Origin of the sequence: Campylobacter concisus, assembly GCF_015229955.1 — a bacterium.
GTDB classification, from domain to species: Bacteria; Campylobacterota; Campylobacteria; order Campylobacterales; family Campylobacteraceae; genus Campylobacter_A; species Campylobacter_A concisus_AT.
The window spans coordinates 157,147-183,594 of record NZ_JAAKYZ010000002.1; the positions used below are offsets into that span (position 1 = coordinate 157,147).

The following is a 26,448-nucleotide window of genomic DNA, read 5'->3' on the forward strand; positions in this document are numbered from 1 at the left end:
TTCTTTTTGTAAAATGTTAAAAAATTTTACAAAAGAGAAAAAATGCAAGTAACACTACTAAATCACACTCCACTAAATATCTGCTCTCACGCGATCCGCACATGCTGGCAAAGCTTTGAAAAAGGCGACAACGGTGGTGAAAAAGATGTTGAGCTAATAGATAGAGTAGGCAATAAATTTAAACACGCCTCGACCTTAGAGCACCTATACTACAACTTCTACATCCAAGGTATCTCTCGTGCGCTACTTCAAGAGCTAGCTCGTCACCGCTTGGCAAGTCTAAGCGTCAAATCAACCCGCTACACGCTAAAAGAGCTAAAAAAAGAGGAAAAATTTGAAGTAGAGCAGTTTGAGCGTGCAGCTAAATTTATCGTGCTAACAAATGACGAGCTAGTCGATAACGCAAGCATAAAAGCACTTGAAAACTTACGTGAAATTTTAGCCTCAACTACAAAAAGCCTTGACATCGTCAAATACTGCTTGCCAGAGTGCTATAAAACTGAGCTTACATGGAGTATAAACGCTAGAAGCTTGCAAAATTTCATCTCTTTAAGAAGCTCAAAATCAGCCCTTTGGGAGATAAGAAATTTAGCAAATGCTATCTACGATGCCTTACCTGAAGAGCATAAATTTATCTTTGAAAAGTGCTTGCCAGAAGATGAGCAAAACTAGCATTTATATTAGTTTGGTTTGTGATTTAGAAGTGATGAAACGAGCGCTAAATTTACTTTTTTAAAACGTAAAGAAGTTCGTCTACGTGGATGTTTCTAGCTTTTAAATTTCTGCTACCGCGGTAGGCGTTATACTTTTGGCGAAGTAGATGAACTTTGCCCATTTTATTTAGGTTTTGATCAAATTCATCTTGGTTGATAAAGCCCTCTGAGTTAAACGAAATAAGTACAAATTTTACCTTTAAATTTGCTATCAACTCAAAAAATGCCTCGCTCGCTGATGATTTTTTATTAAAAACTGATCTGTTCCAGTCCTTTGCTATGCCTGAAACTTTTGAAATTTTACTTGGTTCCTCGTAGCTTGCAATGAGATTTAGCATGAAGTAGTTTGAGCCATATGGGTGCTGGTTATAAGGTGGATCAAGATAGACCAGATCAAGCCTATCAAGCTCTTTTGCTAGTAAATTTGCGTCCTTTTGATAGACCTCAAAAGGCACGTTAAAATTTGAGAAAATTGGCTTAGTCAAATTTATATCAGAAGTGATCCTTGAGATGGCGTTTTGCCCCCTGCCGCCAAACTGACCGATGCCCTCTTTATTTTTATGAAAACCTTTAAAAATTCCACTTGTATTTGCATGCACACTTGCATTATAAAGAAGTGGAGCTATGAAAAATTTTCTCATTTCAGCTGGCATTAGCTCATCTATGAGCCTTCTTGCGGTGTCAATGAACATAGCATTTTTTCTAGTGTAAAAGACCCGCTCGCCAAAAGCGATATTTTCATCATCTTTTGGAGCGTAAAGTTTTGTTATAAAGCCTTCAGAAAGGTTATCTTCTATCTCTTTTTCAAGCTTTTTTTGCCAAAAATTTATCTCATTTATTAGCTCGTTTGTGGCGTTTTGCAGATAGCATGAGTTTGTGATGAAGCTATAAAGCTCCAAGTCGTTTGCAACTAAAAATTCGCTATTTTGCTTTAAAAACCTAGCCACCACGCCACTTCCACTAAAGAGGTCGCAGCAGCTAAGTTTCTCTTTTTTAAGCTCGTCTTTTGCGTATTTTACGCCTAGATCTATAAAGCCTAAAAGAGAGCGTTTATTGCCAAGATAGGTTAAAATTTGCTCTTTTAGATAGGCTTGATTTTCTTGTTTAGCTGGCTTCAAATCAGTGCTTTTTTAGTCCCATAGCGTCAAGATCGAGCTTGATCTCTTCGTTGTTTATGATGACTAGACCTTGTGCTAAAATTTTGTTTGCTATGGCGTGTGCTTCATCAAGTGAGTGCATCTTGTAAGTACCGCATTGAAATTTATTTAGCTCTGGAATTTTATCTTGATCTTTAACCTCTAAGATATCTTTCATAGAGGCAAGCCATGCTTTTTTTACTGTTTCTTCGCTAGGCGTACCAATCACGCTCATATAAAAGCCAGTCCTGCAACCCATCGGCGAGATATCTATGATCTCCACGCCGTTGCCGTTTAGATGGTTTCTCATAAAGCCAGCAAATAGGTGCTCTAAAGTGTGAGTGCCTTTCTCAGGCAAAATTTCTTCATTTGGCTTGCAAAATCTCAAGTCAAAAACACTTATATCATCACCCTTTGGCGTTTTCATACTTTTTGCTAGTCTTACTCCTGGGGCTTGCATTTTTACGTGATCTACACAAAAACTATCAAGTAATGGCATATCTTCTCCTTTAAATTTTTGGTAATTCTAGCGTAAAAAATGTTTAAAATTTAAAGGCTCATGCAAAATTTTACATAAGCCTTGTAATATTTGAGTATTTGTGGGTATTAAAATAATAAAAATTTTACTTACTATTATAAATTTCTCATATATTCTGTGCTATAAATACCTTGAATACGTCTTTCCATGTCACTATACCAACTTTTTGGAAGAGTAGTAAGAGAGTTAAATTTCTCTAGTAAATTTAAATTTTTATTTGGAGCGCAAAAAAGTCTATTTACTTCTAAAATGCTCATATGAACTGGATCTTTTTCTATAACTTCTATCACGTCGCCCACTTTGCACGATCCTGGTGTTATGACGCGGTAATACCAGCCAGTAAGGCCAGTTTCAAAGATATGAGTAGCCATATTTTCATTACCCCATCTTTTCGAGAGCTTAAAGCAAGGCTTTCTAGGCTGCGAGACTTGAAGGACTAGTGAGCCTATTTTATGGATATCACCTATACAGACGCTACTCTCATCAAGACCGTCAATGCATAAATTCTCACCCATAGCTCCATAAGCCATATTTTTCAATCCTAAAAAACTCTCCCAATCGGCGTAATTTGCAAATGAATTTGCAAAAACTGCCTTTTCAGGGCCGCCATGGTGCTTTGTATCAGCGACGCTATCACCCTCAAAGCCAAGTTCATTTGCGAAAATTTCATCATTTTGAGCTACTTTAAAAATAGCTGAGCTCCAAGGTAAATTTAGCTTATCAGTCGCACTTTGCGAGCCATAATTTTTCACCTCGCCAATTAATAATGCTTTTACTATTGCCATCTTTTTCCTATCAAATTTAGCTTATTCTTAAATTATTTGCATGAGTTAGTGCGATTGCGATTGCATCAGTGATATCAAGCGGTTTTATATCTTTATTTATTCCTAAAATTTTCTTCACCATAAATGCCACTTGCTCTTTATCAGCTTTGGCCTTGCCAGTGACAGTTTTTTTCACCTGAAGCGGCGTATACTCGGCAAAATCACCATGAAGCTGTAAAATTTTAAGGCTAAGTGCTCCTCGAAACTGAGCGAGCTTTAAAACCGTTTTTGGATTGTAAGCAAAAAATATATCTTCAATCGCGACCTCGTCGAATTTATGATTTTTAAAAATCAAGTCAAGCCCCTCGCAAAGTTCGGTAATCTGATATTGAAGTGTGTTTGGTTTTATTTTTATGAGTCCTGCTTCAAGAAGAGTAGTTTTCAATTTATTTTTTTCAAGTATTGCATAACCGCAATTCTTCGTACCTGGGTCGATTCCTAAAATTTTCATCACTATCTTTTCAATACTTTTTCACGACTTTTTCACGATGTGAAAAAGTTTGTCGGAGTTTAACAAAGGTTTTATTAAAATTAAGATAGTATCACTATAAAAATTCTCGAAATTTAAGGCATAAAAATTTGATAGCGGACGAAATTTTAGAAAATCTTTCAACACAAATTTCACCTGAAGAATACCAAAGTTATATCAAGCAATTAAAATTTAACGAAAAGGCTTCAGACGATCACATTATCGTATTTACTGCACCAAATGAGTTGATGGCTAAATTTATAAATACAAGATATGCTGATAAAATCGCTCATCTATATGAAGTTAGAACAGGCATAAAACCAAATATAGAAATTTCATCTACTAAAAGTAGCAAGGTATCAAAACAAAATCAAATAAATGTTAAGCAGATAAAAACACAAAGTAGCATTTTAAATCCAAGCTACACATTTGAAAATTTTGTTTGTGGAGCTTCAAATCAATACGCATTTTTAAGCGCAAAAGCAGCCGCTGAAAAACCTGGTGTACTTTACAATCCACTTTTTATCTACGGGACTACGGGACTTGGTAAGACTCACTTACTCCAGTCAGTCGGAAATCACTGCCTAAATAAAGGAAAAACCGTTATTTGTGTAACTAGCGAACAATTTATGATAGATTTTACCAGTCACATAAATAACCACTCAATGCCAAAATTTCGTGAAAAATATAGAAACTGCGATGTTTTACTAATAGACGATGTACAGTTTCTTGGTAAAACTGATAAAATCCAAGAGGAATTTTTCAACACATATAATGAACTTTTAGCAAAAAATGGTCAAATAGTTATGACTTCAGATCGACCTCCAAAGACACTAAAAGGCTTTGAGGATAGGATGATTTCAAGATTTGATAAGGCTTTTATGGCTGATATTACGCCACCTGAACTTGATACAAAGATAGCTATCATCATCAAAAAATGCGAGTTTGATAAAATCGATCTAAATAAAGAGGTCATAAACTACATAGCTACAAATATGGGAGATAATATCCGTGAGATCGAGGGAGCTATCATAAATTTAAACGTATTTAAAACTCTTATGAAAGAAGAGATCACACTTGATCTTGCAAAAAGTATATTAAAAGATTTGATTAAAGAAAAACGTGAAAATATAAATTTCGATACTATCGTTGAAATAGTTAGTAAAGAGCTAAATATCAAACAAAGTGATATAAAAAGCAAATCAAGAGTTACAAATATCGTAGAAGCAAGACGCATCATCATATATCTTGCAAAGATGCTTACAACAAACTCAATGCCACAAATTGCAAACTATTTTGGTATGAAAGATCACAGTGCCGTTAGTCATAATATTAAAAAGATAAATGAGCTAATACAAACTAATGAAATTTTTAGTCTAAAAGTTACTGAATTAAAAAACAAAATTTTGACAAAAGGATAAAATACAATATGAAATTTGTGAATAAATGTGAAAAAGAAAATATAATTTTTCACATTTCAAATAGCTTTATTACGATGTTTAAAAGCACTTTTCACTTTTTAACATCACCTACTAAAACAAAAAAATTAAATTTAAAAATAGAAGGAAGTTTTTAATGAAGGTTTTAATAAACAAAAATATGCTTGAAAGCATAGTAACAAATACAAATCCATATCTTGAAAAAAGAGATCTTAGTGCTATAACTTCTCACATTTATATCTCAGCAAAAGATGGTGTTTTAAATATAAAAGCAACTGATCATGAAATAGGTCTAGCATATAAGCTAAGTAACGTAAAAATCGTAGATGAAGGTTATGCAACTGCAAATGGTAAAAAACTACTTGACATTATAAAAAGTCTAAAAGACGAAGAAGTTATGTTAGAAACTGTAAATAACTATCTTTATATAAAACAAAAAAACTCAAAATACAAACTTCCAATGTATAAATTTGAAGATTTTCCAGAATTTCCAACGATTGAGAGTAAATCAAAATTTGACGTTGACGCTGTTATGTTAGGAAGAAGTTTAAAGAAAATTTTACCAAGTATTGATAGTAATAACCCAAAATTTGAACTAAATGGTGCTTTTCTTGATATTAAAAAAGACTTTATAAATATCGTTGGTACTGATACAAGAAGACTTAGCGTATTTAGATTTCAAACACCAACTGAAAAAGAATTTTCACTTATAATCCCTAAAAAAGCTATCAATGAAATACAAAAACTATTTTTTGACAAGATAGAAATTTACTATGATGAAAATATCTTAATCGCTCAAAGTCAAAATTTTGAATTTTTCACAAAACTTATAAATGGCAAATTTCCAGATTACGAGCGTGTCATACCAAAAGAGGTTAGAAAAAGACTTCAATTAAGTAGAGATAAGATGATAGAGGGTATAAAAACTATCTCAATGCTAAGTGATACAATGAAAATATCTTTTGCGAAAGATAATATAACATTTGAAAGTATTATAGAAGATAATTCTGAAGCAAAAACTACGATAGATTATCAAACTGGTTTAGAGCTTGGAGATGAATTTTTCATAGGTATAAAAAATAGATATCTACTTGACTTTTTAAGTAGCATCGAGGATGAAAATTTTGAGCTTGGATTTAATGAAAGCTCACTAGCATTTGTTGTAAATTCAAAAGAATTAACAACAGTAATAATGCCGATAAATTTATAAGATAAGGCAAGATTATGGAAAATAATTACGGCGCAGAAAATATTAAAGTACTAAAAGGGCTTGAGGCGGTCAGGAAGCGCCCGGGCATGTATATAGGTGATACTAACATAAGTGGTCTTCACCATATGATCTACGAAGTCGTTGATAACTCTATCGACGAAGCGATGGCAGGATACTGCGATACGATAGACGTTGAGCTTACACGTGAGGGCTCAGCGATCATTAGCGATAATGGCCGTGGTATCCCAGTAGATATGCACCCAACTGAGAAAATTTCAGCTGCGACTGTTGTTCTAACTGTTCTTCACGCTGGTGGTAAATTTGACAAGGACACTTATAAGGTCTCAGGCGGTCTTCACGGCGTTGGTGTATCTGTAGTAAATGCCCTTTCTAAAAAGCTAGTCGTAAATATCAAACGTGATGGCAAACTTCACAGACAAGAATTTGCAAAAGGTATCCCACAAAGCGATCTTCAAGTGATAAAAACTACAAATCGCACAGGCACGCAAGTCGAGTTTTGGCCAGATGATAGTATATTTGAAGTGACTGAATTTGATGATGAAATTTTAGTAAAAAGATTTCGCGAGCTAGCCTATCTAAATCCAAAGATAACTATAAATTTCAAAGATCAAAGAAATGGCAGAAGCGAGAGCTTTCATTTTGAGGGCGGACTTGAGAGCTTTGTAACTGATATGAACAAGGCAAATGCTGTCAGCAAAGCGGTCTCATTTAGCGGCGGCGAAGATGATGTTATGGTTGATTTTGCCCTGCTTTACAACGACACTTATAGTGAAAATTTACTAAGCTTTGTAAATAACATCAAAACTCCAGATGGCGGTACGCACGAGGCTGGCTTTAGAGCAGGTCTTACAAGAGTTATCACAAACTACGTTCAAGCAAATGCTGCTGCACGTGAAAAAGATACAAAGATAACTGGCGAAGATATCCGCGAGGGACTTATCGCAGTTGTTAGTGTAAAAGTGCCAGAGCCGCAGTTTGAGGGACAAACAAAGGGTAAACTAGGCTCAAGCTATGTAAAACCTATCGTTCAAAAGATGGTTTTTGATGTGCTTACAAAGTATTTTGAAGAAAATCCTATCGAAGCAAGAGCGATAATGGATAAAGCTCTAATGGCAGCTCGTGGTAGAGAAGCCGCTAAAAAAGCTAGGGATCTAACTCGTAAAAAAGAGAGCATGAGCGTAGGCACGCTCCCTGGCAAACTAGCTGATTGTCAGAGCAAAGATCCAGTAATTAGCGAGTTATATCTAGTGGAGGGCGACTCTGCGGGCGGTTCAGCAAAGCAGGGGCGTGATAGGGTTTTTCAAGCGATATTGCCACTTAAAGGTAAAATTCTAAACGTTGAAAAGGCAAGACTGGATAAAATTTTAAAATCTGATGAGATAAAAAATATGATAACAGCGCTAGGATGTGGTATCGGAGATGAATTTGACGCTGAAAAGCTTAGATATCATAAAATCATCATCATGACCGATGCTGACGTCGATGGTAGCCACATTCAGACGCTGCTTTTAACTTTCTTCTTTAGATTTTTAAATAAAGTTGTAGAAAATGGTCACATCTACCTAGCTCAGCCGCCACTTTATCGCTATAAAAAAGGCAAGAAAGAAATTTATCTAAAAGATGAAAAGGCGTTAAACGAATTTCTTATCGAAACTGGTATCGAAGGTGTTGATATAGAGGGTATAGGAAGTGCTGATTTGATTGACTTCTTAAAGATTGTTGCAGCTTATAGAAGCGTCTTAAAAGAGCTTGAAAAACGCTTTAACGTCCTTTCAGCGATCCGCTATATGATAGAAAATCCAGACATCGTCTCAAAAAGCTACAATGAAATTTTTGAAATTTTAAAGGATTTCTTAAAAGCTGAGGGTCACAACATTCTAAACCACTACGTTAGTGATGATGAGATTAGAATTTATGTGCAAACTGAAAGCGGCTTAGAAGAGCTTGTGGTAAATGAAAATTTATTCACAAATCCACTTTATGAAGAGGCACTTTACATCAGCCAAAAGATAAAAGAGCGCGGTCTAGACTTGCATAGTGACGTTATAGATGTGCTTGATGAGGTAGAGAAAAATGCTAAAAAAGGTGCATATATCCAGCGCTATAAAGGTCTTGGTGAGATGAACCCTGAGCAGCTTTGGGAGACTACGATGAACCCTGAAAATAGAAGACTTTTAAAGATCGATATAAACGACGCTATAAGCGCTTCTGATACGTTTAATCTCTTTATGGGCGATGAGGTCGAGCCAAGAAGAAACTACATCCAAGACCACGCAAAAGACGTTAAACACTTGGATATTTAAAAGAAAAAAGGATAAAAAATGAGCGAAGAGATGAAGTATGGCGAGAAAATTTTAAAAGAATTTGACGTAGAGAGTGACCTTGAGGTCTGGGAAAATAAGCAAACAAGGGACTATGTCATAAAGATCACTCTGCCTGAGTTTTGCTGCCTTTGCCCTCGCTCTGGTTATCCTGACTTTGCCACAATCTATCTTGAGTACATCCCAAATAAGCTAGTTGTTGAGCTAAAAGCGATAAAGCTTTACATAAATAGCTTTATGAACCGCAACATCAGCCACGAAGATAGTATAAATGAAATTTACTCTGTTTTAGAGAAAAAGCTTGAGCCTAAATTTATGAAGATAGTTGGTGACTTTAACCCACGTGGAAATGTCCATACGGTTATTGAGATCAGCTCTGATCTAGTGGTAAAAAAGCCAGTTGAAGAGAAAGAATTTACTCCAAGAAGTAGGGAGAGAAGCTTTAGCGACAAGCCACGTGAGAGACGAAGTACAAGCGATCGTGGTAGCAGTAGAGGCAACAGAGATGATAAATTTAAAAAAGATGACAAATCAAGAAGAAGCTCAAACAAAGAGGGCTTTAGAAAGATAAGCTATGCCGATGATAAGAAGCCAAAAGTAGTCAAAAAGGATAAATGATGATAAGTGCTAAGCTTATAGAACATATCTTTAAAGCAGCATCTATATCACGTTGGAACGACTATCCAAAGATGGCAAATTTAGTCGAGCTTGATAAGCAGGCTCATAAATTTATCATCGCTTATTTCATAGCAAAACAAGAGCAAGACGCCGATATGAACTATATCATTGAGGCTGGAATTTTTGAGTTTTTAAGCAGGGTCGTAGTCACTGACATACGTCCAGACGTCTTTCACCACATCCAAAAGACAAAAAAAGAGCAGATAAATAGCTGGGTTTTAAGTAATCTTGATAGCCTTATTTCAGATATTGAAGATGGGGAGTTTTTAGAGAGATTTAAAAGTTATTTTAAAAGTGATAAAAAGCATGAAAAAGAGCGTCTCATTCTAAAAGCAGCTAGCTATCTTGCCACTAGGTGGGAATTTTCTATCGTCTATCAAACGAGCCAGTTTTTAAGTGATATAGAAGAGCTTAAAGCTAAGGTTGAGGAGGAGATGGAGGATTATTATGAGCTAATTGGCGTTAGAAAGATCGCTATGAATCAAAAATTAGCCCGCCTTGTTGATCTAAGTGGCAGGCTAAGGTTTCAAAAGCGCTGGGCACAAACGCCTCGTATCCCTGAAACTGCGGTCTTAGGGCATATGCTAGTAGTTGCGATACTAAGCTACTTTTACTCACTCAAAGCAAAAGCTTGCAAAAAACGTTTAGAAAATAACTTCTTTTGTGCACTATTTCACGATCTACCGGAGAGCCTCACAAGAGATATCATAAGCCCTGTAAAATACGGCGTAAAAGGGCTAAATGAGATCATCAGCGAGTATGAGATGAGGCTTATTGATGAGAGGATTTTGCCATTTGTGCCTGAAAAGATCAAAGATGAGTTTAGCTACATCCTTGGCATCAGAAAAGATGGCGAGAAATTTATAAAAGATGAGTTTGAAAATAGAACTTATGAGCGCAAGATCATCTGCCACGAAGGGACTATGGAGAACGTAAATGAGGATAAATTTAACCCAATTGATGGCAAAGCACTAAAATACTGCGACAAACTCTCAGCCTACATCGAAGCTGGAATTTCTATAAGCTACGGTGTCAAGTCAAAAGAGCTAACTGACGGCTTTAATAATATGTATAAATTTTTTAGTGAAAAACCTAAGATCGACGGAGTGGATTTTTTAGAAATTTGTGATGATTTTAATGAACATTTTGGTTTAGAAAGACCCCCTCTCAGATGACTGCGGCACACACTTAATACAAGTGCTCTGCTGTGTTCCCACCCTGAAGCGGTGCTCATAAAAAGCATTGCACAGGTCTAAGAAGGAGCTTCGCAATCATACAGAAACTATACTTAAATTTAGTTTTATAGTTACATTTTTAAAAATTTAGCTTTAAAAGTATATAATCAGCCAAAATTTCATAAAAAGTAGAGTAATGTCTGGAAAGTTTAAACTTCGTTTTTTATCAGCTTTTAGAGATTTTTTTATCTATCATCACAAATCTTTAGAATTTCGTGCCAAAATTTTTGCCGCTATGATCTCTGCTAAATTTGACCCAGACGAAGATGATTTTTTTGTTTTAAATGACATTACAAATGAAATTTATGAAAATGACCAAACCAGAAAAGATTTTTTAATCCAAACTGTTAAAGAGTATGTAGCAAGAGTTAAAAGAAACGATAGGATCACACTTGATGCACTACTTTTAAGCATTGATAAAGACCTAAAAGATCACAAAAGATATGCCAAAAAGATAGATTTTTCTCACCTTCGTCGCTTGATGAGTGGCTGTGAGGAAGAAATTTTAGTTCAGCAAAGAGTTTATGAGTTTTTAATAAACGAAGTTAAACTCTATTCTTAAAATTATCATTCATTTTAAATTTTTAATCATCAACTAGCATAAAAATTATTTCTTCATCTGAATAGCAGTTTGGATCATCTCATCACTTGTTGTGATACTTTTTGCACTAGCCTCATAAGCCTTTTGCGTGACTATAACCTCACTTAGCGCTTGACCAAGATCGACATTACTCATTTCAAGTTTATTTGCAAGGATTTGTGAGCCATAAATAGTCTCACCAGCTTTATTTCTATAAAAAAATGCCTCACCTGAATTTGGAGTTGCTTCATAGAGATTATCACCCACTTTTGATACTCCTTGTTCATTTTGGAAGTGAAATAGAGCTATTTTTGCAACTATAAATGAGCGAGAATTGTCAAAATTTGCCATGATATTTCCACGATCATCAACGCTATATTTTGTGAGATTTCCTTCGGCGTAGCCATCTGCTTTTATGATAAAGTCTTTTTTTGAATTGGCTGAGCTTGTTATGCCATTATAGACATTTACATCTCCATCGCCAAGAAAATTTAAAGCCACGTTTCCAACGCTTGTTAATGTATTTGTAACAAGCCTGCCGCTACCATCAAAAGTAAGTATTCCCATAGCTGTATTTTGTACAACACCATTAGCATCAGTTATCGTAGCTGTGGCATTCCAGATAGTTTGATTGCTACCTTGAGGGATTTGCTTTGTAAAATTTATAGTTACTAAGCTCTTTGTACCATCGCTGTTATATATTTCTGAACTTAGTTTTTCTTTATTAGCTACTTCAACTAGTGATGTAACTTCAGCTTTTACATCTAAGCTAGCAAAATTCATAAATTTTAGGCTTTTATTGTTTATATGCCAGCTGCCATCGCTCTCTAGTGTGGTTGAAAACTCACTAAATTTACCATCACCGTCTTTTACTTTTACCACTACGCTATCGCCTGCTTTTGCACCAAATCTTGTCTGACTTAGTGGGATTTGTCCATTTAGTGAGATAGTTTTGTTTGTATTATCGAGTGTATAGTTAAAATTTGCCGCATCAATGGCTGTTGTTCGCTTATCTGTTATAAGGCTTGAGTCTAGGTTGCCTTTTAAATTTATATTTTTTGTTTGCTTGGCTGGCATATATAAAAAATGAGGTAAATTTATGCCTTTTTGTGAGCCAGTATCGCCTAGTTTTAGATCTTCTTCTTTTGCTGTAAATGCCTGCGTGGTACCTTTTGTTTGACCATATTTTCTAAGAGCATTAGCACTTGGGGTGACTGGAGTAAAACTTGTTAACGTACCAAGAAGTAAGTTGCCTTTATTATCTACTAAATTTCCAGCTGCGTCTATATCAAAGCTACCTGTTCTTGTGTAGTAGTTTCTACCATTTTTATCAACGACACCAAAAAAGCCTTTACCGCCTATGGCTAGGTCAAAGTTATTATCGGTATTTTGAAAACTACCATTTGTCATCTTTAAAGCTGTCGTTTGTTTCGTAGCTCCAAGACCTACTTGATTGTTAGTTGGACCACTTCCAGCAGAAGCCATATGTTGATTGATTAAATTTTTAAACTCAGGGATTGAAGCTTTAAAACCTACGTTGTTGATATTTGAGATATTATTTGCCCAAACATCCATGCCAAAGCTTTGTGTTTTAATGCCACTAATTCCGTTGTAAAAACCTCTCATCATGGCTTTTATCCTTCGTAAAATTCAGATATTTTATCCATTGGGACATATTCGCCTGCGATTTTTATCATGGCTTTACCATCTACAAATTTTACTGCTTCAACCGGATAGCTACCTACTTGAGTTTTGTATGAATTACCATCTTTTCCGGTGTAATTAACAGAGACTGTATATGCTCCGTTTGGTAATTGTTTTCCAGAATCATCTTTGCCATCCCAAGATATTCTGCGAACTCCTGACTTTAGATCTTTTATATCGATTGAACGAACGACCTCTCCATTTGCATTTTTAATTTCAAGCTTACCATTTGCAAGATCTGATTTAAAATAAAGTGCAAAATTTACAGTTTTTTGCTCATCTGTTAGTAAAACTGAGTTTGAACCAGTTGAGACCATTTTGCCAAGGGCTGATATGGCGTAGGCATTTGCATTTGATTTTAACTGATTTACAAGCTCTTTCATAGCTGAGTTTGTATTTTGTTGCATCTCTAGTGATGCTAGTTGGCTAGTTTGTGTGAGCATCTTTTCAGTATCCATAGGACTTGTTGGGTCTTGATACTGAAGCTCTGTTAAAAGTAACTTCATAAATGCATCTTTATCTAGCTGTGCATTTGGGTTAGTTCCTGTACCAGCTGCCGCATCTTGCTTTGCTTTTGCCTTTTTCTCGGCATTTTTTTGTTGTGTTGTTTGTGTAGTTATATCTGAAACTGAAGCCATGATCTCTCCTAAATATATCTTGGTATTACTAGCTCAAGCAAGCTTTGTTCCGCTTGAGTGTTTTCGCTCTCATCGCTTTGATTTGAGCTGTATTTATTCTTTGCTTGTTCTTTTTTATCTTGTCTTTGATTTTGATCTGAGAAATTCATCTCAAGCTCGGTAAATCCCATATTTACAAGGCTATTTTTAAACTCGGCTTGATTTTGCAAAAAGAGATTCATCGTAGCCGTGGTTGAGTTAAAATTTACATGTAAGTTATTGCCGCGATTTACCATTGTGATCTCAACCTCGCCTAAATTTAGAGGATTAAGCGTTATGTTAAAACGAGTGATCGGAGCTTTGTAATTTTGCACCTGCTCTTTTAGTGTAGAAGAGAAGTTACTAAGCGTCTCTTTTATCTCAGCCTTTATTTGAAGCTGGTGTTTAGCGCTACTAGCGATATCTTTTACCATTTGATTTAGTTCTGATTTATTATCACTTGCAAAGGTTTCTTCAGTTGGCTCACTCTTGGTCATCTGCTCTCTTTCAGGGAATAGTAGCGACTCTAAAGTTGGAGCTTTTTGCGCCTTTTGCTCGTGTAAATTTACCTTTACTTTAGGCTCTTTTAGCTGCTCCTCTGGCTCAACATCCACTATCTCATCATCAAGCTTTACTTCACTATCTAGCTTTTTAGGCTCTTCTTTTACTAAATTTTTAACTTCATTAGTTGGATTTGCCACTACCTCTTTTAATAAGGTATCAAGCTTTACGACCTCTTTTGGTTCATTTTTGATGATGGTTTGCTCGACTTCATTTTTTAGCTCTTTTAGGTGAAAAGGCTTCTCTTCGGTCTTTATCGGTTTGAAAAATTCTTTCTTGCCTAAATTTTTAAACATCTCATTTAGTTTTGGCACATCTTCGTTTGAAATTTCTATATTTTCAAGGCCAAGGTCAAATTTCTTAGCAAGGTCGATAAGATCGCTAACGCTTTTAACATTGCTAAGCTCTTCGACATTTTCAGGCACACTTAAGAAATTTGCGATCTTGTCGCTGAAATTTGGAAATTTACTTACTTTTTCATTGCCATTTAGAATTTCTAAAACTTGCAAAAGCTGCATAAAATTTGCATTTTCATAGAGCTCATTTTTCGTGGTTTCGTCTAAATTTTCTTCAAGTGCAGTTGAAATTTTTGCCGCGCTTTCGCTTTGAGCTTTTTGCAATGTCTCTTTTTGAGTAGTAACCGTTTTTACTATCTCTTTGACATCTTTTTCAGTGATTTTTTGGCCGCTATTTGCCTTGCTCGCAGCTGCATCTAAAACCATCGATAAAAATTCGCCGTTGTTTTGAGATTTTTTAGAAACAGAGGGCTTTTTATTCCCAGCAGGAGCCAGCAAATCTACGTTATTTTTCGCTGTATAAGCTTGCATTTAAACCTTTCAAATTTTTAAACTTAATGCCAAACATGCAAAATCTATTCCAAAAATTAACTTCTTGATATCAGCTTAAAATTTATAAAAATTTAGCTATAATCTGCCCCTATTTTAAAACTGACAAACGAAAAATAGTAAACTAATAAACGGAGAAAAATTTGGAAAAGATACGAAATATAGCCGTTATCGCACACGTCGACCACGGTAAAACAACAATGGTTGATGAGCTTTTGAAACAGTCAGGAACATTTAACGAGCATCAAAACCTTGGCGAGCGTGTAATGGATAGCAACGACATCGAAAGAGAACGTGGCATCACGATTCTTTCTAAAAATACCGCCATTCGCTACAAAGATACAAAGATCAACATCATTGACACCCCAGGCCACGCCGACTTTGGTGGTGAGGTAGAGCGTGTTCTTAAGATGGTTGATGGCGTTTTGCTACTTGTCGATGCGCAAGAAGGCGTTATGCCACAAACTAAATTCGTCGTCAAAAAAGCACTTTCACTAGGGCTTCGTCCAATCGTCGTCGTAAATAAGATAGACAAACCTGCAGGCGATCCAGACCGCGTTATAAATGAAATTTTTGACCTTTTTGTCGCACTTGACGCAAATGATGAGCAGCTAGAATTTCCAGTCGTTTATGCAGCTGCTAAAAATGGCTATGCAAAGCTAAAACTAAGTGATGAAAATGTAAATATGCAGCCGCTTTTTGAGACTATTTTGGCTCACGTACCAGCTCCAAGCGGTAGTGATGAAAACCCACTTCAGCTTCAAGTATTTACTCTTGATTATGACAACTACGTCGGCAAGATCGGCATTGCAAGAATTTTTAACGGCAAGATATCAAAAAACCAAAATGTCATGCTTGCAAAGGCTGATGGCACAAAGACAACTGGTAGAATTTCAAAGTTAATTGGCTTTATGGGTCTTGAAAGAACTGATATTAACGAAGCTGGTACTGGCGACATCGTAGCGATCGCTGGTTTTGATGCGCTTGACGTTGGCGATAGTGTCGTTGATCCAAACAACCCTCATCCACTAGATCCTCTCCACATCGAAGAACCAACACTTAGCGTTGTATTTTCTGTAAATGACGGCCCATTGGCAGGTACTGAGGGCAAACATGTCACATCAAATAAGATCGATGAGCGCCTTGCAAACGAGATGAAGACAAATATTGCGATGAAATACGAAAACATCGGCGAGGGCAAATTTAAAGTAAGTGGCCGTGGCGAGCTTCAGATTACCATTTTGGCTGAAAATATGCGCCGCGAGGGCTATGAGTTTTTACTTGGCAGACCTGAGGTCATCGTAAAAGAGATAAACGGCGTAAAATGCGAGCCATACGAGCTTTTGGTTATCGACGCGCCTGATGATACGACAGGCACAGTCATAGAAAAACTAGGCAAAAGAAAAGCTGAAATGGTCTCTATGAACCCAACAGGCGACGGTCAAACAAGGATCGAATTTGAGATCCCAGCGCGCGGACTTATTGGCTTTAGAAGCCAGTTTTTGACTGATACAAAAGGCGAGGGCGTTATGAACCACAGCTTTTTGGAGTTTAGACCACTAAGCGGCACCGTCGAGCACAGAACAAACGGCGCGCTAGTTTCTATGGAAAACGGCGTAACGCTTGCTTATTCGCTATTTAACTTGCAAGATCGTGGCGTGCTATTTCTTGATCCGCAGGCAAAAGTCTATGTGGGCATGATCATCGGCGAGCACAGCCGTCCAAACGACCTTGACGTAAATCCTATCAAGGGCAAAAACCTAACAAACGTGCGTGCAAGCGGTAGCGACGATGCGATCAAACTTGTGCCACCTAGAAAGCTAAGCCTTGAGCGTGCGTTAGAGTGGATAGAAGATGACGAGCTAGTCGAGGTTACGCCTATAAATATCCGCGTTCGCAAGCGCTATTTAGACCCAACAGAGCGCAAAAGAAAAGCAAAACTTTAATCAAATTTTATCATTTTAGCCCCTTTGTAAAGGGGCTAATAATTAAACCCTAAAAACAGCAAAAAATTTATATAAATTTCTCATACTTTTTTGCATTATTTATTTAAGTTGGCTTTGTTCAAGACGAAATAGAGCCACTCTCTCTCATCTAAAATTTATCAACCTTAAAACCATTTTTACTTTAAAATACCATACTTACTTTTCTATTTTTGCTTTTAATGTAATCAATACAAAAATGCTTAGTTTATGCTAGAATCGGCGAAAATTTAAAGGAAACCGATGAAAAAACTAAAATTTATCTTTGCTCTCGCCGCCGCGTTTATTTTTAGCGGCTGCTACGATACGACGCTGCTTACGCGCGTACCGATCTCCGCGCTTGTTTCGGACAAAGGCTCGGACGTGAAATCCACGATCGTGCTAACGGGTATAACGCCGCAGACGCACGAGACGAAAACGGTAACGGACAACGTGCGGGTTTTCGTCCCGGACGCTAAATTTAAGGACTTTCCGACCGGAGAAACCGCCTATGAGATGAGCGTTAGCGTCGGCAAGGGCGAAAAAGGCGGCAAAAACTCGGATAAGCGCGCCGTGCGGATATATCTAAGCCAAGACGGCGACGTCTACGGCAAGCTTAGCAAAAACATACTCGAGCAGTACGCGGGCGCGGCTAAACAGAAAATGGAGCCGACGCTAAAAGCGGCGATCAAATTTGAAAATGACACGAACGTCGTTTATGAGCTGGTCGTGGGCAACGAGTTTAAGGCGAGCGACGAGGCGCAAACGGGCGGCGTTTATACCTTGGCGCCTGGGCAGGTTACGGGCGCGATCTGGGCGGATAGCGCGGCGGTAAATACGGCGATCGCGGGCAAAGCGGTCAAAATCGGTACTCTAAAAAAGACGGCGAAATGAAAAACGTAAAAATAGGCTTTATCGGCGGCGGAAATATGGGCGGCGCGATGATAGAGGCGCTTTGGCGCGCGCAACCCGACGGGGCAAGCTCGGCCGAGGGCGAGCGAAAATCCAGCGGCGGCAGCGAGACGCAAAGGGCGGGAAATTTAGCGCAAACGGATAAAAACGCGAGTCAGCGCGAATGCGAAAAAAAGACGAAATTTGAAATCATAGCCTGCGCCAGAAGTAAAAACGAAGCCTTGCGGCAAAGATTCGGCGTAAAAATAGCCGCGAACGAAACGGATCTAGCGCGCGAAGCGGACGCGGTCGTGCTGGCTACTAAGCCCGCTAGCTACGAGGCTATCTTGCGCCTGATCGCGCCCGAGCTTGCGGGCAAAATTTTGCTTCTTTTAGCACCGGGTTTTGACATAAAACGCGCTAGGCAAATCGTAGGCGAGGGCGTTTATATCGCTCGCGCGATGCCAAATATCGCCGCTTGCATCGGCGCGTCGGCCACGGCTCTTTGCTTTGACGCGGGATTTAGCGAGGCTAAGAAAGAGACCGTGCGCGAGATAATCGCTAAAATCGGTAAAATTTACGAGATAGACGAGGCCGGGTTTGCCGCATTTACGGGCATCGCGGGAAGCCTACCCGCGTATGCGTGCGCCTTTATCGAGGCTGCGGCCGATGCGGGCGTGCGGGGCGGACTGCCTAGGCAGCTTTGCTACGACGCCGTCTGCGCAGCCGTAGAAGGGACGGCGCGCCTGATCCAAAGCGGCAAGCACCCTGCCGCGCTAAAAGACGAGGTCTGTTCGCCGGCGGGAACCACGATCGAGGGACTTGCCGCGCTTGAAAACGGCGGATTTCGCGGAGCTTTGATGCAGGCTATCGCCGCTTGCATAGCCAAAGCGCATGGTTAGGTAAATTTAAAGGATAAAAATGAGAATCTTATTATTTGCGCTCTTTGTAGCGTTAAATTTATTCGCTAGCGAGCCCGGCCTTTCGCCATTGCTAGCCGCAGATACGCTAGAAAAGGTCAAAAAATGCAAAAATCCCGACCTAAACTCTACCAAAGAGTGCGTGCAAGCGGGCATGGTAGCGGCTAACTCTAAGCAAGACTACGGTGCGGCGGAGGGTCTATTTAGCCTAGCCTGCGCCAAAGGAGACGGCGAGGGCTGCTTTTATCTGGGCGAACTTTATAAAAACAACCTGGTAAAAGCCGCGGATAAGAGCGAGCGCGAGACCAAGATTAGCGCGTATTACAAGGCTGGCTGCGTCCTTTACGAGTATTTACCCGGTTGCTTGGCGCTAGCAAATTTCATGCAAGAAGAGCTGGGCGACGAGGCGCAGTCGTTTGCGATAAACAATACCCTATGCAACAAAAAATACGCTCCCGGATGCTACAACGTGGGCTGGATGATAGAACGAACGGGAGGCGATATAGGCGAGATGGTGGAGTATTACGAGCGCTCGTGTAAGCTAGGCTACGCAGGCGGTTGCGAGAGGGCGGCGTGGTTGTATGAGGGAAATTTCAACGAAAACAGATACGAGCAAGTAAAAAAAGACGCGAAAAAGGCAAAGCAAATGCGAAAAAAGGCGTGCGAGCTAGGCGATAAGCAAAGCTGCTAAATTGACAATAAGGCATTTTGATAAAAATTTTTAAAACGATAAAACTCTAGAAAGTCTTAACATAGCTAGCAATTTAGAGTAGTAACTTTTAGCATATTTATAAATGCTGTAAGAAGTTTACTAATTTATATTTTTAAGTTTATAAAAGCTTTGCCATACTTTTTTATAGTAGTTAGCGAAGTAAAGTTGAATTTTTACTTCACTAGATCCATAATTAAAATTTTTACAGAGCTTGTAAGCTAGAAAAATTTTACTTATACCTTCAGCAATTAAGCCATCCAATAAAACTTATTGATAAATTTTCTGCTAAATCTTATTTTTAATAAAAATGAATATTAACTTTCTTAAATAAAGCTAAATATAACAATGTAATTTTAAGTCATTAGGTTATAAAATTTTTTTAAATTTTATTTTTAAGGATTGCAACATGAAAATGCTATTTTTAGCCCCTGTCTTAGCATGTAGTCTTGCTTTTAGTGCCGATGTCATCGCAAAAGATGCCAATATAACGCTAGATGGCAAGATGATCGGAAAGATCGAGGTTTTAACACCAGTTGAAGTCGTCGAAAAAGGCGATAAAACGAGCAAGATCAAGGTTAATGGCGTAGTTTCGGCAAACTATTTGGCCCAACTTCAAAGAAGTATAGAAGATCCTGAAGTTTTTGTAGCTTTTAATGACGAGAGCGAGGCAAATTTCAAAAAAGTAAAAGAGCTTGAAGATGACTACGGCGAGGTTTGGTACCAAGCAGAGGGCGTTTATGAAGTGCCAAATGACGCACTTGGTGGCGACACAAAAAAGCTTTACGTAAAAGCACAACAAATTTACGAAGAGACTTGTTCCGCATGTCATAGACTTCATGAGCCAAATAGCTTTACAGCGGCTCAGTGGCCAGCAAATTTAGCTGGAATGGTCGATGCAAAATTTGTAGCACTAGACGAAACCGACCTAAATTTAGTGCTCAAATACTTACAACACAATGCGAAAAAAGTAAAATAAATTTTCATAAGGGAGAAAATATGAAAAGACGAGATTTTATAAAATTTTCTGCACTTGCAGCCACTGCGGCGCAGGCAAACAAGATAGAGGGCGTGACAAAAACCATTTTTGACCAAAACAAAACTTTTGGAGCAAATAGATTTGGTCTATTTTGGGCAAATACCAACTCAAACCAAATCGTCTCTGTCGATCCATTTGAGGGCGATAAATTTCCAAATACAATGAATAATAGTTTGCCAGACCTCATCCAAAATGAAAGTCGCGTACTCTATCCGTACGTAAGAAAAAGCTACTTAAAGGCAAAAGGCGCGGCAAAAAGTGAGCTTCGTGGCAAAGAAGAATTTGTGCGTGTTAGCTGGGACACAGCACTTGACCTAGCAGCAAAAGCCCTAAAAGAAAATTTTGACAAATATGGCCCCGAGAGTATCTACGGCGAATGCTATTGGTGGGGCGGCAGCGGTAAGATCAGCTGGGGCAGAACTGTTGGTCACAGGATGCTAAAAGTGCTTGGCGGATACGTCGAAGAGAGCGGTGACTATTCAACTGGAGCTGGCCTTGTCATCATGCCTCATGTCCTTGGAAATAGTGCGGTTTATGACGCTCCTACAAAATGGGAAGCCATGGTTAAAAATGCTAAGAACATCGTATTTTGGGGTACTGATCCGCTCGTAACTGGTCAAATTTCATGGCAGCCACCAACACACGATGGCTATCTTGGCATCAAAAAGATAAAAGAGGCAGGCATAAAAACTTATAGTGTTTGCGTCTTTAAAAATGATACCACAAGATACCTTGACTCTGAAACTATCATCGTTCGTCCAAACACTGACGTAGCAATGATGCTTGGCATGTGCCACTATCTTTATGAAAACAAGCTTTATGACGAGGAATTTATCAAAAAATACACAGTTGGTTTTAATAAATTTAAAGACTATCTGCTTGGTACAACCGACAAAGTGGTAAAAGACGTAAACTGGGCTAGTAAAATTTGTGGTGTAAAAGCTGAAGAGATTGCAAAATTTGCTACCGTACTTGCAAAAGAGCCAAGCACTATCATTGCTGGCAGATCTCTTCAAAGACAAGATCACGGCGAGATGGGCTTTTGGGGTATCGTAACTCTTAGTGCGATGCTTGGCCATATCGGTAAAGAGGGTCTTGGATTTGAGTTTAACCTCTACTACGGAAACGGTAGCACCGACAAGATAGCACCTGCTCTAAAAGGTATCAGTACTAGGATAAGCGAGAAATATGAAAACGTAGATGGTGCTCCGTGGAAAAAATTTAAAAATGTAACCATCCCATCTTCAAGATCAATAGAAGCCTTGCAAAATCCTGGCAAAGAGATAGACTATGATGGCTCTAAGATCAAACTTCCACATATGAGAGTGGCTTACATGGCGTCTGGATCGATGTTTACAAGGCATCAGGACGTAAATAACGCCGTAAAAGCATGGCGTAAATTTGACACTGTAATAACTGCTGAGCCATTTTGGACAAGCACAGCTAAACTAAGCGACATCGTCTTACCAGTGGCACTAGAAGTCGAGAGAAATGACATCAACCAAAGTGTCCCATCAAGCGAATACATCGTGGCTTATAAGCCAGTAGTTGAGCCAATGGGAGAAAGTAGAAGCGACTACTGGATATGCTCACAAATTTGCAAACGCTGGGGCAGAGAAGAGGTCTTTACTGAGGGTAAAGATGAGCTTGGCTGGGCAAAAGAATTTTACGCAGATGCGGTGGAACAAGCCAAAGCACTAGATCTTAAAATGCCAAGCTTTGATGAGTTTTGGAAAGAGGGCTATGTCAAATTTGACAAAGACAATGAAGAGACAAAATACTACACAAGACTTAGTGCATTTAGAGAAAATCCGCACAAAAATCGCCTTGGTACGCCATCAGGCAAGATAGAGATATACTCTCCAACTATTGCTAAATTTGGCTACAAAGACTTTGCTCCACACTTTGCTTGGATCGAGCCGTTTGAGTGGCTTGGTAGTGAAAAAGCTAAGAAATATCCATTTAGCATCACAACCCCACACTCAAGATATCGCCTCCACTCTCAGCTAAATAACTCAATAATCAGAAACTACGCTGAAGTTTGTGCTAGAGAGCCGATGCTAATAAATACAAACGACGCTAAGAAAAAAGGCATCGCAACTGGTGATGTAGTGAGAGTCTTTAACGACAGGGGCGAAATTTTAGTAGGAGCGCTTGTCACTGACATCATCCCAGAGCGTGTCATCGCTATTTGCGAGGGTGCATGGTACGATCCTGAAGTGCCTGGCGAAAGAAGCCTTTGTAAGCATGGCTGCATCAATGTCCTAACACGCGACAAAGGCACATCTAGCATCGCTCAAAGCAACTGCGGACATACGATACTAGCTGATCTTGAAAAATATAAAGGCGAGATCAAACCAATAACTGCGTTTTCTAAACCAAAAATTTTACAATCTTTGTAGAATTTAAATAAATTTAGCCCTCGCTTGGGGGCTAAATTATTTTTAGGTCATTTATATCTTCAAATTTGATCCTAGTTTTTACAACCATAAGAGTTTTATTTTTGAAATTTACGTCAGAGATTAGTCCGCTAGCACTTGTATAGGTGTAGCCGTCATGATAGCTCACATATACTTCGTCAGCCGGCCTTAGCTCGCTTATCTTTTTTAAAATTTCATCGACTTTGCTTTCATCAAGCTCTAGTTTTTCGCATTTTTCTCGCTCTTTTTGTCGCAGGGCTCGCTCTAAGGTTGAGAGAGGATTAAACGAGCTAAAAATTTTTGCTCTATCTTTACTCGCCACTTTTGTGCCCTCCGATCTTTTTATTTCTATCTTGCCCAGTGGCTTCTGGTAGTAAATCGATCGCTCTTAACACCGAGTTCTTACCAAATTTTTCTTTTATGAGATTTAGGGACTTTAAAACTGCCTTTTCTTTAGTATCATCCTCAAAAAGACTAGAGTGAGCTAGACTCTCTTTTACTACGTCGTTTGCACTGATACTAATTTGCCTAATCAGCCCAATATTTTTTATCTTGTTTAAAAGCAGCTCCTCAGCCACGCTCATTAGCGTGCTTGAGACATTTGTTGGTGTTTTAAACCGAACGCTTGCACGTTGTAATGGCTCAAGCTTGTCAGCAAATTTTATATTTATCGTTATTCCACTTGCCATTACTTCTTTGTTGATCATCCTAAGCGCTAGCCTATCAGCCATCTCTTTTAGTATGACTACCGCCTCACAACGCTCGTAGTCTCTTGGTAAAATTTCAGAGCTAAAGTAGGATTTTGTGCTTGGTTTATATGCTTTTATATCAGCTATTGTCGTTGGTTCTATGCCATTTGCGTGATCTATCGTTATATAGGCATCGACTCCAAAAAATTTCTCAAGCAAGCTTCGCGGAGCATTTGCTATATCTTTCATACAAAAAATTCCATGTTTTTCCAGCTTTAGCCTAGTTTGCTTACCGATACGCCAAAAGTTATCTAGCGGTTGATGCGTCCAAAGACGCTCTTTATAAAGTTGCTCGTCTAAAAATGCAATCCCATCATCACTGTGCTTAGCCAAGATATCAAGGGCGATTTTTGCAAGGTATAAATTTGTACCCATGCCACAAGTGGCCGTCACGCCAGTAGTTTTTAAAATTTCATCCATTATCTTTTTGGCTATGGATTTTGCATCGGTATTATAAAATTTAACATAAGAAGTAAGATCAATAAAGGCCTCATCGATAGAATAGACATAGATATCATCTTTTGAGACATACTTTAGGTATATCTCATAAATCTTAGCCGCATAGTCGATGTAAAACTGCATTCTAGGTGGTGCGATGATAAATTTTATAGCCTTTGGTATTTCAAAAAGCCTGCATCTATTTTTCACACCTTTGGCTCTAAGAGCTGGGCTAACGGCTAGACAAACACTTCCGTTGCCACGGCTATCGTCAGCTACGACTAGATCGGCTTTAAACGGATCAAGTCCTCGCTCTACGCACTCAACTGAGGCATAAAAGGACTTTAGATCAATGACGGCATAAAATTTTTGTGCTTCGTTTTTCATGGAGTGATTATAGATGAAAATTAGTAAAAGTTCGTTTTTGAAAGATTGATCTTAAGGCTAAAATTTCTAATAAAATTTTTTAGAAACAAAATAAGTAAAATGGATAAATTTTAATAGTGGAGTTAGAGTAAATGCAACGCACAACGAAGTTAATATAATTGGTTCTAATATCGAAAAAAGTAGACAATCAGGTGTTTATATCGGTTTAACAGATAGAAGTGATGTAAATTTTAGTAAAGTAAAAATAAAAATGGCGAGTCTATGCTTGGAGCTTTTGCTATACCAATATTTGATAACAGCGATGAAGATGCCAAAATAGATGGCAGAGTTAGAAACTATGGACTTGGTATTTTTTCAAGGCTAAATTTACCACGTGATTTTTATATAGATCTCATGGCAAAAGCTGGTAGGAGCAAGACTAAGGTTGATGCGAAAAATGTTGATTATAAAATCTCGATGCCATACTACAATGCTATCTTTGGCGTCGGCAAAAAGATAAAATTTGATAGTTTTATGCTTGATAGTGGGCTAAACTACGCACTCTCTTATGTTGGTAGCGATGAGGCAGATATCGGACAAAGCACATTAAAATTTAGCAGCGTTACATCAAGTAGAGCTAAAATTTACTCAAAAATAGTCTATGATGCTGGTAAATTTAATCCTTATGGAAAAATTAGCGTTGAGTATAAATTTAACACCAAGTCAAAAATAGCAGTGATCCAAGAAGACGAGGAGATCAGCCTAACTCAAAAAGGCACAAGCTCAGAGGTTGAGGTCGGTCTAAGATATACGCCAACTTATGAAACACTCATAAATTTTGGCATAGCACAATCTTTTGGTAAAAAAGATTAAAGCAGCGCAAAACTTCAGTTTGCTTATAGATTCTAAAATTTAGTGGCTTTTAGGCCACTAAATTTCACTCATTTTTATAGATTTAACCGTAAATTTTCTTTAAATTTTCAAGCTTTGTGCTAGCATTTAGTAGTAACATATCGGCGATAACTAGCCTTATCATTGCGGTTGCAACGACGCTGCCACGTATACCGATGCAAGGATCGTGTCTGCCCCTTAGCTCAAAGTCCACTGCTTCGCCAGCTAAATTTAGTGTCTTTTGTTCTTTAAATATCGAAGGCGTAGGCTTAAAATGGCTCTTTAGCACTATTTCAGCGCCACTGCTTATGCCCCCAAGTATCCCGCCAGCGTTATTGCTCAAAAAGCCAAGCTCGTCCATCTCGTCATTGTTTGCTGAGCCAAGCATAGAGCTTACATTCACGCCAGCACCTATCTCAACGGCCTTTACACCATTTATGCCCATCAAAGCCGCTGCTAACGCGCTATCTAGCTTATCATAAAGTGGCTCACCAAGACCAGCTGGCACTCCTCTAGCCACGCTTAAAACTACAGCTCCCACGCTATCGTGCTCGCTTCTAGCTTTATTTACCACTTCTTTCATCGCTTCTTCGTTGCCAAGGGCGTAAATTTGAGAATTTTTAGCAAAGTTAAAGTCTATTTTGTCGCTAAAAACTTTGCCTATGCCAAGCACTCCACTTAAAATTTCTATATTAAACTCATTTAAAAGTAGCTGCGCAAAAGCCCCACCAGCTACTCTAACGGCCGTTTCTCTTGCGCTTGAGCGTCCGCCGCCTCTGTGATCTCTAAAACCATATTTTTTGAAATATGTAAAATCCGCATGGCCTGGACGGAAAATTTCACGTAAATTTTCATAGTCGTTTGACTTTTGATTGTTGTTAAAAATGGCAAAACCTATCGGCGCTCCAGTACTCATGCCATCAAAGACGCCGCTAAAAATTTCTATCTTATCGGCTTCATCTCTTGCGGTTGTAAAATTGCTTTGTCCAGGACGACGTCTGTCTAGCTCGCTTTGAATGAAATCTTTATCTATCTTTAGCCCAGCTGGAAGTCCATCTATCACACCACCAATCGCCACCCCATGGCTCTCGCCAAAGGTTGTTAATGTTAGTTTTTTGCCAAATGTATTCAAAA

24 protein-coding genes and 1 other RNA gene are annotated in these 26,448 nt (G+C 38.4%); 14 read left to right on the plus strand and 11 right to left on the minus strand.

Annotation, left to right across the window (positions count from 1 at the left end; all coding sequences use genetic code 11):
* The first annotated feature begins 42 nt into the window (after positions 1–42).
* A complete protein-coding gene (thyX, locus tag G6W45_RS05115) occupies positions 43–672 on the plus strand; it encodes an FAD-dependent thymidylate synthase (protein ID WP_194167743.1) in 630 nt (209 codons plus the stop codon).
* A 52-nt stretch (positions 673–724) separates the two neighbouring features.
* Here the strand turns inward: thyX and G6W45_RS05120 are convergent, their stop codons facing one another.
* The 4 genes from G6W45_RS05120 to ruvC form a co-directional block, all read right to left on the minus strand.
* Positions 725–1,831 carry a DNA adenine methylase gene (locus G6W45_RS05120; protein ID WP_194167744.1) on the minus strand — a complete coding sequence of 369 codons (1,107 nt, stop codon included), beginning with the start codon at positions 1,829–1,831 and terminating at the stop codon, positions 725–727.
* A 1-nt stretch (position 1,832) separates the two neighbouring features.
* Complete coding sequence (gene luxS, locus G6W45_RS05125) at positions 1,833–2,348, minus strand: S-ribosylhomocysteine lyase (protein WP_194167745.1); 516 nt, start codon at positions 2,346–2,348, stop codon at positions 1,833–1,835.
* A 134-nt stretch (positions 2,349–2,482) separates the two neighbouring features.
* The gene (locus tag G6W45_RS05130; RefSeq protein WP_194167746.1) at positions 2,483–3,172 is read right to left on the minus strand and encodes an MOSC domain-containing protein; all 690 of its coding nucleotides are present in this window, start codon (positions 3,170–3,172) and stop codon (positions 2,483–2,485) included.
* A 16-nt stretch (positions 3,173–3,188) separates the two neighbouring features.
* Positions 3,189–3,668 (minus strand): crossover junction endodeoxyribonuclease RuvC, encoded by a 480-nt coding sequence (gene ruvC, locus G6W45_RS05135; RefSeq protein ID WP_194167800.1) that lies wholly within the window; start codon positions 3,666–3,668, stop codon positions 3,189–3,191.
* Positions 3,669–3,790: 122 nt separating this feature from the next.
* On the opposite strand from ruvC, the gene dnaA reads away from it, so the two are divergent.
* The 5 genes from dnaA to G6W45_RS05160 all read left to right on the plus strand — a co-directional run bounded on the left by dnaA (position 3,791) and on the right by G6W45_RS05160 (position 10,524).
* On the plus strand, positions 3,791–5,101 hold the full coding sequence (gene dnaA, locus G6W45_RS05140; RefSeq protein ID WP_054195855.1) for a chromosomal replication initiator protein DnaA: 1,311 nt from the start codon (positions 3,791–3,793) through the stop codon (positions 5,099–5,101).
* Positions 5,102–5,255: 154 nt separating this feature from the next.
* On the plus strand, positions 5,256–6,329 hold the full coding sequence (gene dnaN / locus G6W45_RS05145; protein WP_194167747.1) for a DNA polymerase III subunit beta: 1,074 nt from the start codon (positions 5,256–5,258) through the stop codon (positions 6,327–6,329).
* A 14-nt stretch (positions 6,330–6,343) separates the two neighbouring features.
* Positions 6,344–8,653, plus strand: a complete 2,310-nt coding sequence (gyrB, locus tag G6W45_RS05150) for a DNA topoisomerase (ATP-hydrolyzing) subunit B (RefSeq protein ID WP_194167748.1) — start codon at positions 6,344–6,346, stop codon at positions 8,651–8,653.
* Between the two features lie 18 nt (positions 8,654–8,671).
* A complete protein-coding gene (queF, locus tag G6W45_RS05155; protein ID WP_242039067.1) occupies positions 8,672–9,289 on the plus strand; it encodes a preQ(1) synthase in 618 nt (205 codons plus the stop codon).
* On the plus strand, positions 9,289–10,524 hold the full coding sequence (locus G6W45_RS05160) for an HD domain-containing protein (protein ID WP_087586503.1): 1,236 nt from the start codon (positions 9,289–9,291) through the stop codon (positions 10,522–10,524). The genes queF and G6W45_RS05160 overlap by 1 nt, the downstream gene beginning before the upstream one ends.
* Here the strand turns inward: G6W45_RS05160 and ffs are convergent.
* An RNA gene (ffs, locus tag G6W45_RS05165) (signal recognition particle sRNA small type) lies at positions 10,511–10,608 on the minus strand. The genes G6W45_RS05160 and ffs overlap by 14 nt on opposite strands.
* Before the next feature lie 112 nt (positions 10,609–10,720).
* Between ffs and G6W45_RS05170 the strand changes: the two genes are divergently transcribed.
* Positions 10,721–11,146 carry a hypothetical protein gene (locus G6W45_RS05170; RefSeq protein WP_072595304.1) on the plus strand — a complete coding sequence of 142 codons (426 nt, stop codon included), beginning with the start codon at positions 10,721–10,723 and terminating at the stop codon, positions 11,144–11,146.
* 45 nt (positions 11,147–11,191) lie between these two features.
* Here G6W45_RS05170 and G6W45_RS05175 read toward each other — a convergent pair whose 3' ends face one another.
* The 3 genes from G6W45_RS05175 to G6W45_RS05185 are packed head-to-tail and all read right to left on the minus strand — an operon-like array spanning position 11,192 to position 14,912.
* Entirely contained in the window at positions 11,192–12,793 is a 1,602-nt protein-coding gene (locus tag G6W45_RS05175) for a flagellar hook protein FlgE (RefSeq protein WP_194167749.1), read from the minus strand.
* Positions 12,794–12,798: 5 nt separating this feature from the next.
* Positions 12,799–13,506: a flagellar basal body rod modification protein gene (locus tag G6W45_RS05180; RefSeq protein WP_021090228.1), complete on the minus strand. Its 708-nt coding sequence runs from the start codon at positions 13,504–13,506 to the stop codon at positions 12,799–12,801.
* 8 nt (positions 13,507–13,514) lie between these two features.
* Entirely contained in the window at positions 13,515–14,912 is a 1,398-nt protein-coding gene (locus G6W45_RS05185; protein ID WP_194167750.1) for a flagellar hook-length control protein FliK, read from the minus strand.
* 161 nt (positions 14,913–15,073) lie between these two features.
* Here G6W45_RS05185 and typA point away from each other — a divergent pair, with 161 nt between their 5' ends.
* From typA to G6W45_RS05215, 6 genes are all read left to right on the plus strand, one after another.
* A complete protein-coding gene (typA, locus tag G6W45_RS05190) occupies positions 15,074–16,876 on the plus strand; it encodes a translational GTPase TypA (protein WP_084109967.1) in 1,803 nt (600 codons plus the stop codon).
* A gap of 468 nt (positions 16,877–17,344) precedes the next feature.
* Complete coding sequence (locus G6W45_RS05195; protein WP_242039068.1) at positions 17,345–17,785, plus strand: ubiquitin family protein; 441 nt, start codon at positions 17,345–17,347, stop codon at positions 17,783–17,785.
* Positions 17,782–18,684, plus strand: coding sequence for a pyrroline-5-carboxylate reductase (proC, locus tag G6W45_RS05200; protein WP_194167752.1), 903 nt, complete (start codon positions 17,782–17,784; stop codon positions 18,682–18,684). Before G6W45_RS05195 ends, proC begins: the two co-directional genes overlap by 4 nt.
* A 19-nt stretch (positions 18,685–18,703) precedes the next feature.
* The gene (locus G6W45_RS05205) at positions 18,704–19,393 is read left to right on the plus strand and encodes a tetratricopeptide repeat protein (protein ID WP_194167753.1); all 690 of its coding nucleotides are present in this window, start codon (positions 18,704–18,706) and stop codon (positions 19,391–19,393) included.
* A gap of 427 nt (positions 19,394–19,820) precedes the next feature.
* Positions 19,821–20,390: a hypothetical protein gene (locus tag G6W45_RS05210; protein WP_194167754.1), complete on the plus strand. Its 570-nt coding sequence runs from the start codon at positions 19,821–19,823 to the stop codon at positions 20,388–20,390.
* Positions 20,391–20,410: 20 nt separating this feature from the next.
* Positions 20,411–22,852: a molybdopterin-dependent oxidoreductase gene (locus G6W45_RS05215; RefSeq protein ID WP_194167755.1), complete on the plus strand. Its 2,442-nt coding sequence runs from the start codon at positions 20,411–20,413 to the stop codon at positions 22,850–22,852.
* A gap of 31 nt (positions 22,853–22,883) precedes the next feature.
* Here the strand turns inward: G6W45_RS05215 and G6W45_RS05220 are convergent, their stop codons facing one another.
* Both G6W45_RS05220 and G6W45_RS05225 read right to left on the minus strand, forming a co-directional pair.
* Positions 22,884–23,192, minus strand: a complete 309-nt coding sequence (locus G6W45_RS05220; RefSeq protein WP_149714768.1) for a YolD-like family protein — start codon at positions 23,190–23,192, stop codon at positions 22,884–22,886.
* Positions 23,182–24,444, minus strand: coding sequence for a Y-family DNA polymerase (locus G6W45_RS05225; protein WP_194167756.1), 1,263 nt, complete (start codon positions 24,442–24,444; stop codon positions 23,182–23,184). The genes G6W45_RS05220 and G6W45_RS05225 overlap by 11 nt, the downstream gene beginning before the upstream one ends.
* Positions 24,445–24,705: 261 nt before the next feature.
* Here G6W45_RS05225 and G6W45_RS05230 point away from each other — a divergent pair, with 261 nt between their 5' ends.
* Positions 24,706–25,296: an autotransporter outer membrane beta-barrel domain-containing protein gene (locus tag G6W45_RS05230; RefSeq protein ID WP_194167757.1), complete on the plus strand. Its 591-nt coding sequence runs from the start codon at positions 24,706–24,708 to the stop codon at positions 25,294–25,296.
* 82 nt (positions 25,297–25,378) lie between these two features.
* Here the strand turns inward: G6W45_RS05230 and aroC are convergent, their stop codons facing one another.
* A complete protein-coding gene (aroC, locus tag G6W45_RS05235) occupies positions 25,379–26,446 on the minus strand; it encodes a chorismate synthase (RefSeq protein ID WP_194167758.1) in 1,068 nt (355 codons plus the stop codon).
* Positions 26,447–26,448 lie beyond the last annotated feature (2 nt).

Excerpts from the sequence above, each read along its gene's own strand:
- G6W45_RS05170 (WP_072595304.1), top strand. The coding sequence starts at position 10,721 with ATGTCTGGAAAGTTTAAACTTCGTTTTTTATCAGCTTTTAGAGATTTT.
- G6W45_RS05210 (WP_194167754.1), top strand. The coding sequence starts at position 19,821 with ATGAAAATGCTATTTTTAGCCCCTGTCTTAGCATGTAGTCTTGCTTTT.
- G6W45_RS05205 (WP_194167753.1), top strand. The coding sequence starts at position 18,704 with ATGAGAATCTTATTATTTGCGCTCTTTGTAGCGTTAAATTTATTCGCT.
- proC (WP_194167752.1), top strand. The coding sequence starts at position 17,782 with ATGAAAAACGTAAAAATAGGCTTTATCGGCGGCGGAAATATGGGCGGC.
- G6W45_RS05160 (WP_087586503.1), top strand. The coding sequence starts at position 9,289 with ATGATAAGTGCTAAGCTTATAGAACATATCTTTAAAGCAGCATCTATA.
- G6W45_RS05130 (WP_194167746.1), bottom strand. The coding sequence starts at position 3,172 with ATGGCAATAGTAAAAGCATTATTAATTGGCGAGGTGAAAAATTATGGC.
- queF (WP_242039067.1), top strand. The coding sequence starts at position 8,672 with ATGAGCGAAGAGATGAAGTATGGCGAGAAAATTTTAAAAGAATTTGAC.
- G6W45_RS05175 (WP_194167749.1), bottom strand. The coding sequence starts at position 12,793 with ATGATGAGAGGTTTTTACAACGGAATTAGTGGCATTAAAACACAAAGC.
- G6W45_RS05215 (WP_194167755.1), top strand. The coding sequence starts at position 20,411 with ATGAAAAGACGAGATTTTATAAAATTTTCTGCACTTGCAGCCACTGCG.
- G6W45_RS05180 (WP_021090228.1), bottom strand. The coding sequence starts at position 13,506 with ATGGCTTCAGTTTCAGATATAACTACACAAACAACACAACAAAAAAAT.
- gyrB (WP_194167748.1), top strand. The coding sequence starts at position 6,344 with ATGGAAAATAATTACGGCGCAGAAAATATTAAAGTACTAAAAGGGCTT.
- dnaN (WP_194167747.1), top strand. The coding sequence starts at position 5,256 with ATGAAGGTTTTAATAAACAAAAATATGCTTGAAAGCATAGTAACAAAT.
- luxS (WP_194167745.1), bottom strand. The coding sequence starts at position 2,348 with ATGCCATTACTTGATAGTTTTTGTGTAGATCACGTAAAAATGCAAGCC.
- G6W45_RS05225 (WP_194167756.1), bottom strand. The coding sequence starts at position 24,444 with ATGAAAAACGAAGCACAAAAATTTTATGCCGTCATTGATCTAAAGTCC.
- thyX (WP_194167743.1), top strand. The coding sequence starts at position 43 with ATGCAAGTAACACTACTAAATCACACTCCACTAAATATCTGCTCTCAC.
- G6W45_RS05185 (WP_194167750.1), bottom strand. The coding sequence starts at position 14,912 with ATGCAAGCTTATACAGCGAAAAATAACGTAGATTTGCTGGCTCCTGCT.
- G6W45_RS05230 (WP_194167757.1), top strand. The coding sequence starts at position 24,706 with ATGCTTGGAGCTTTTGCTATACCAATATTTGATAACAGCGATGAAGAT.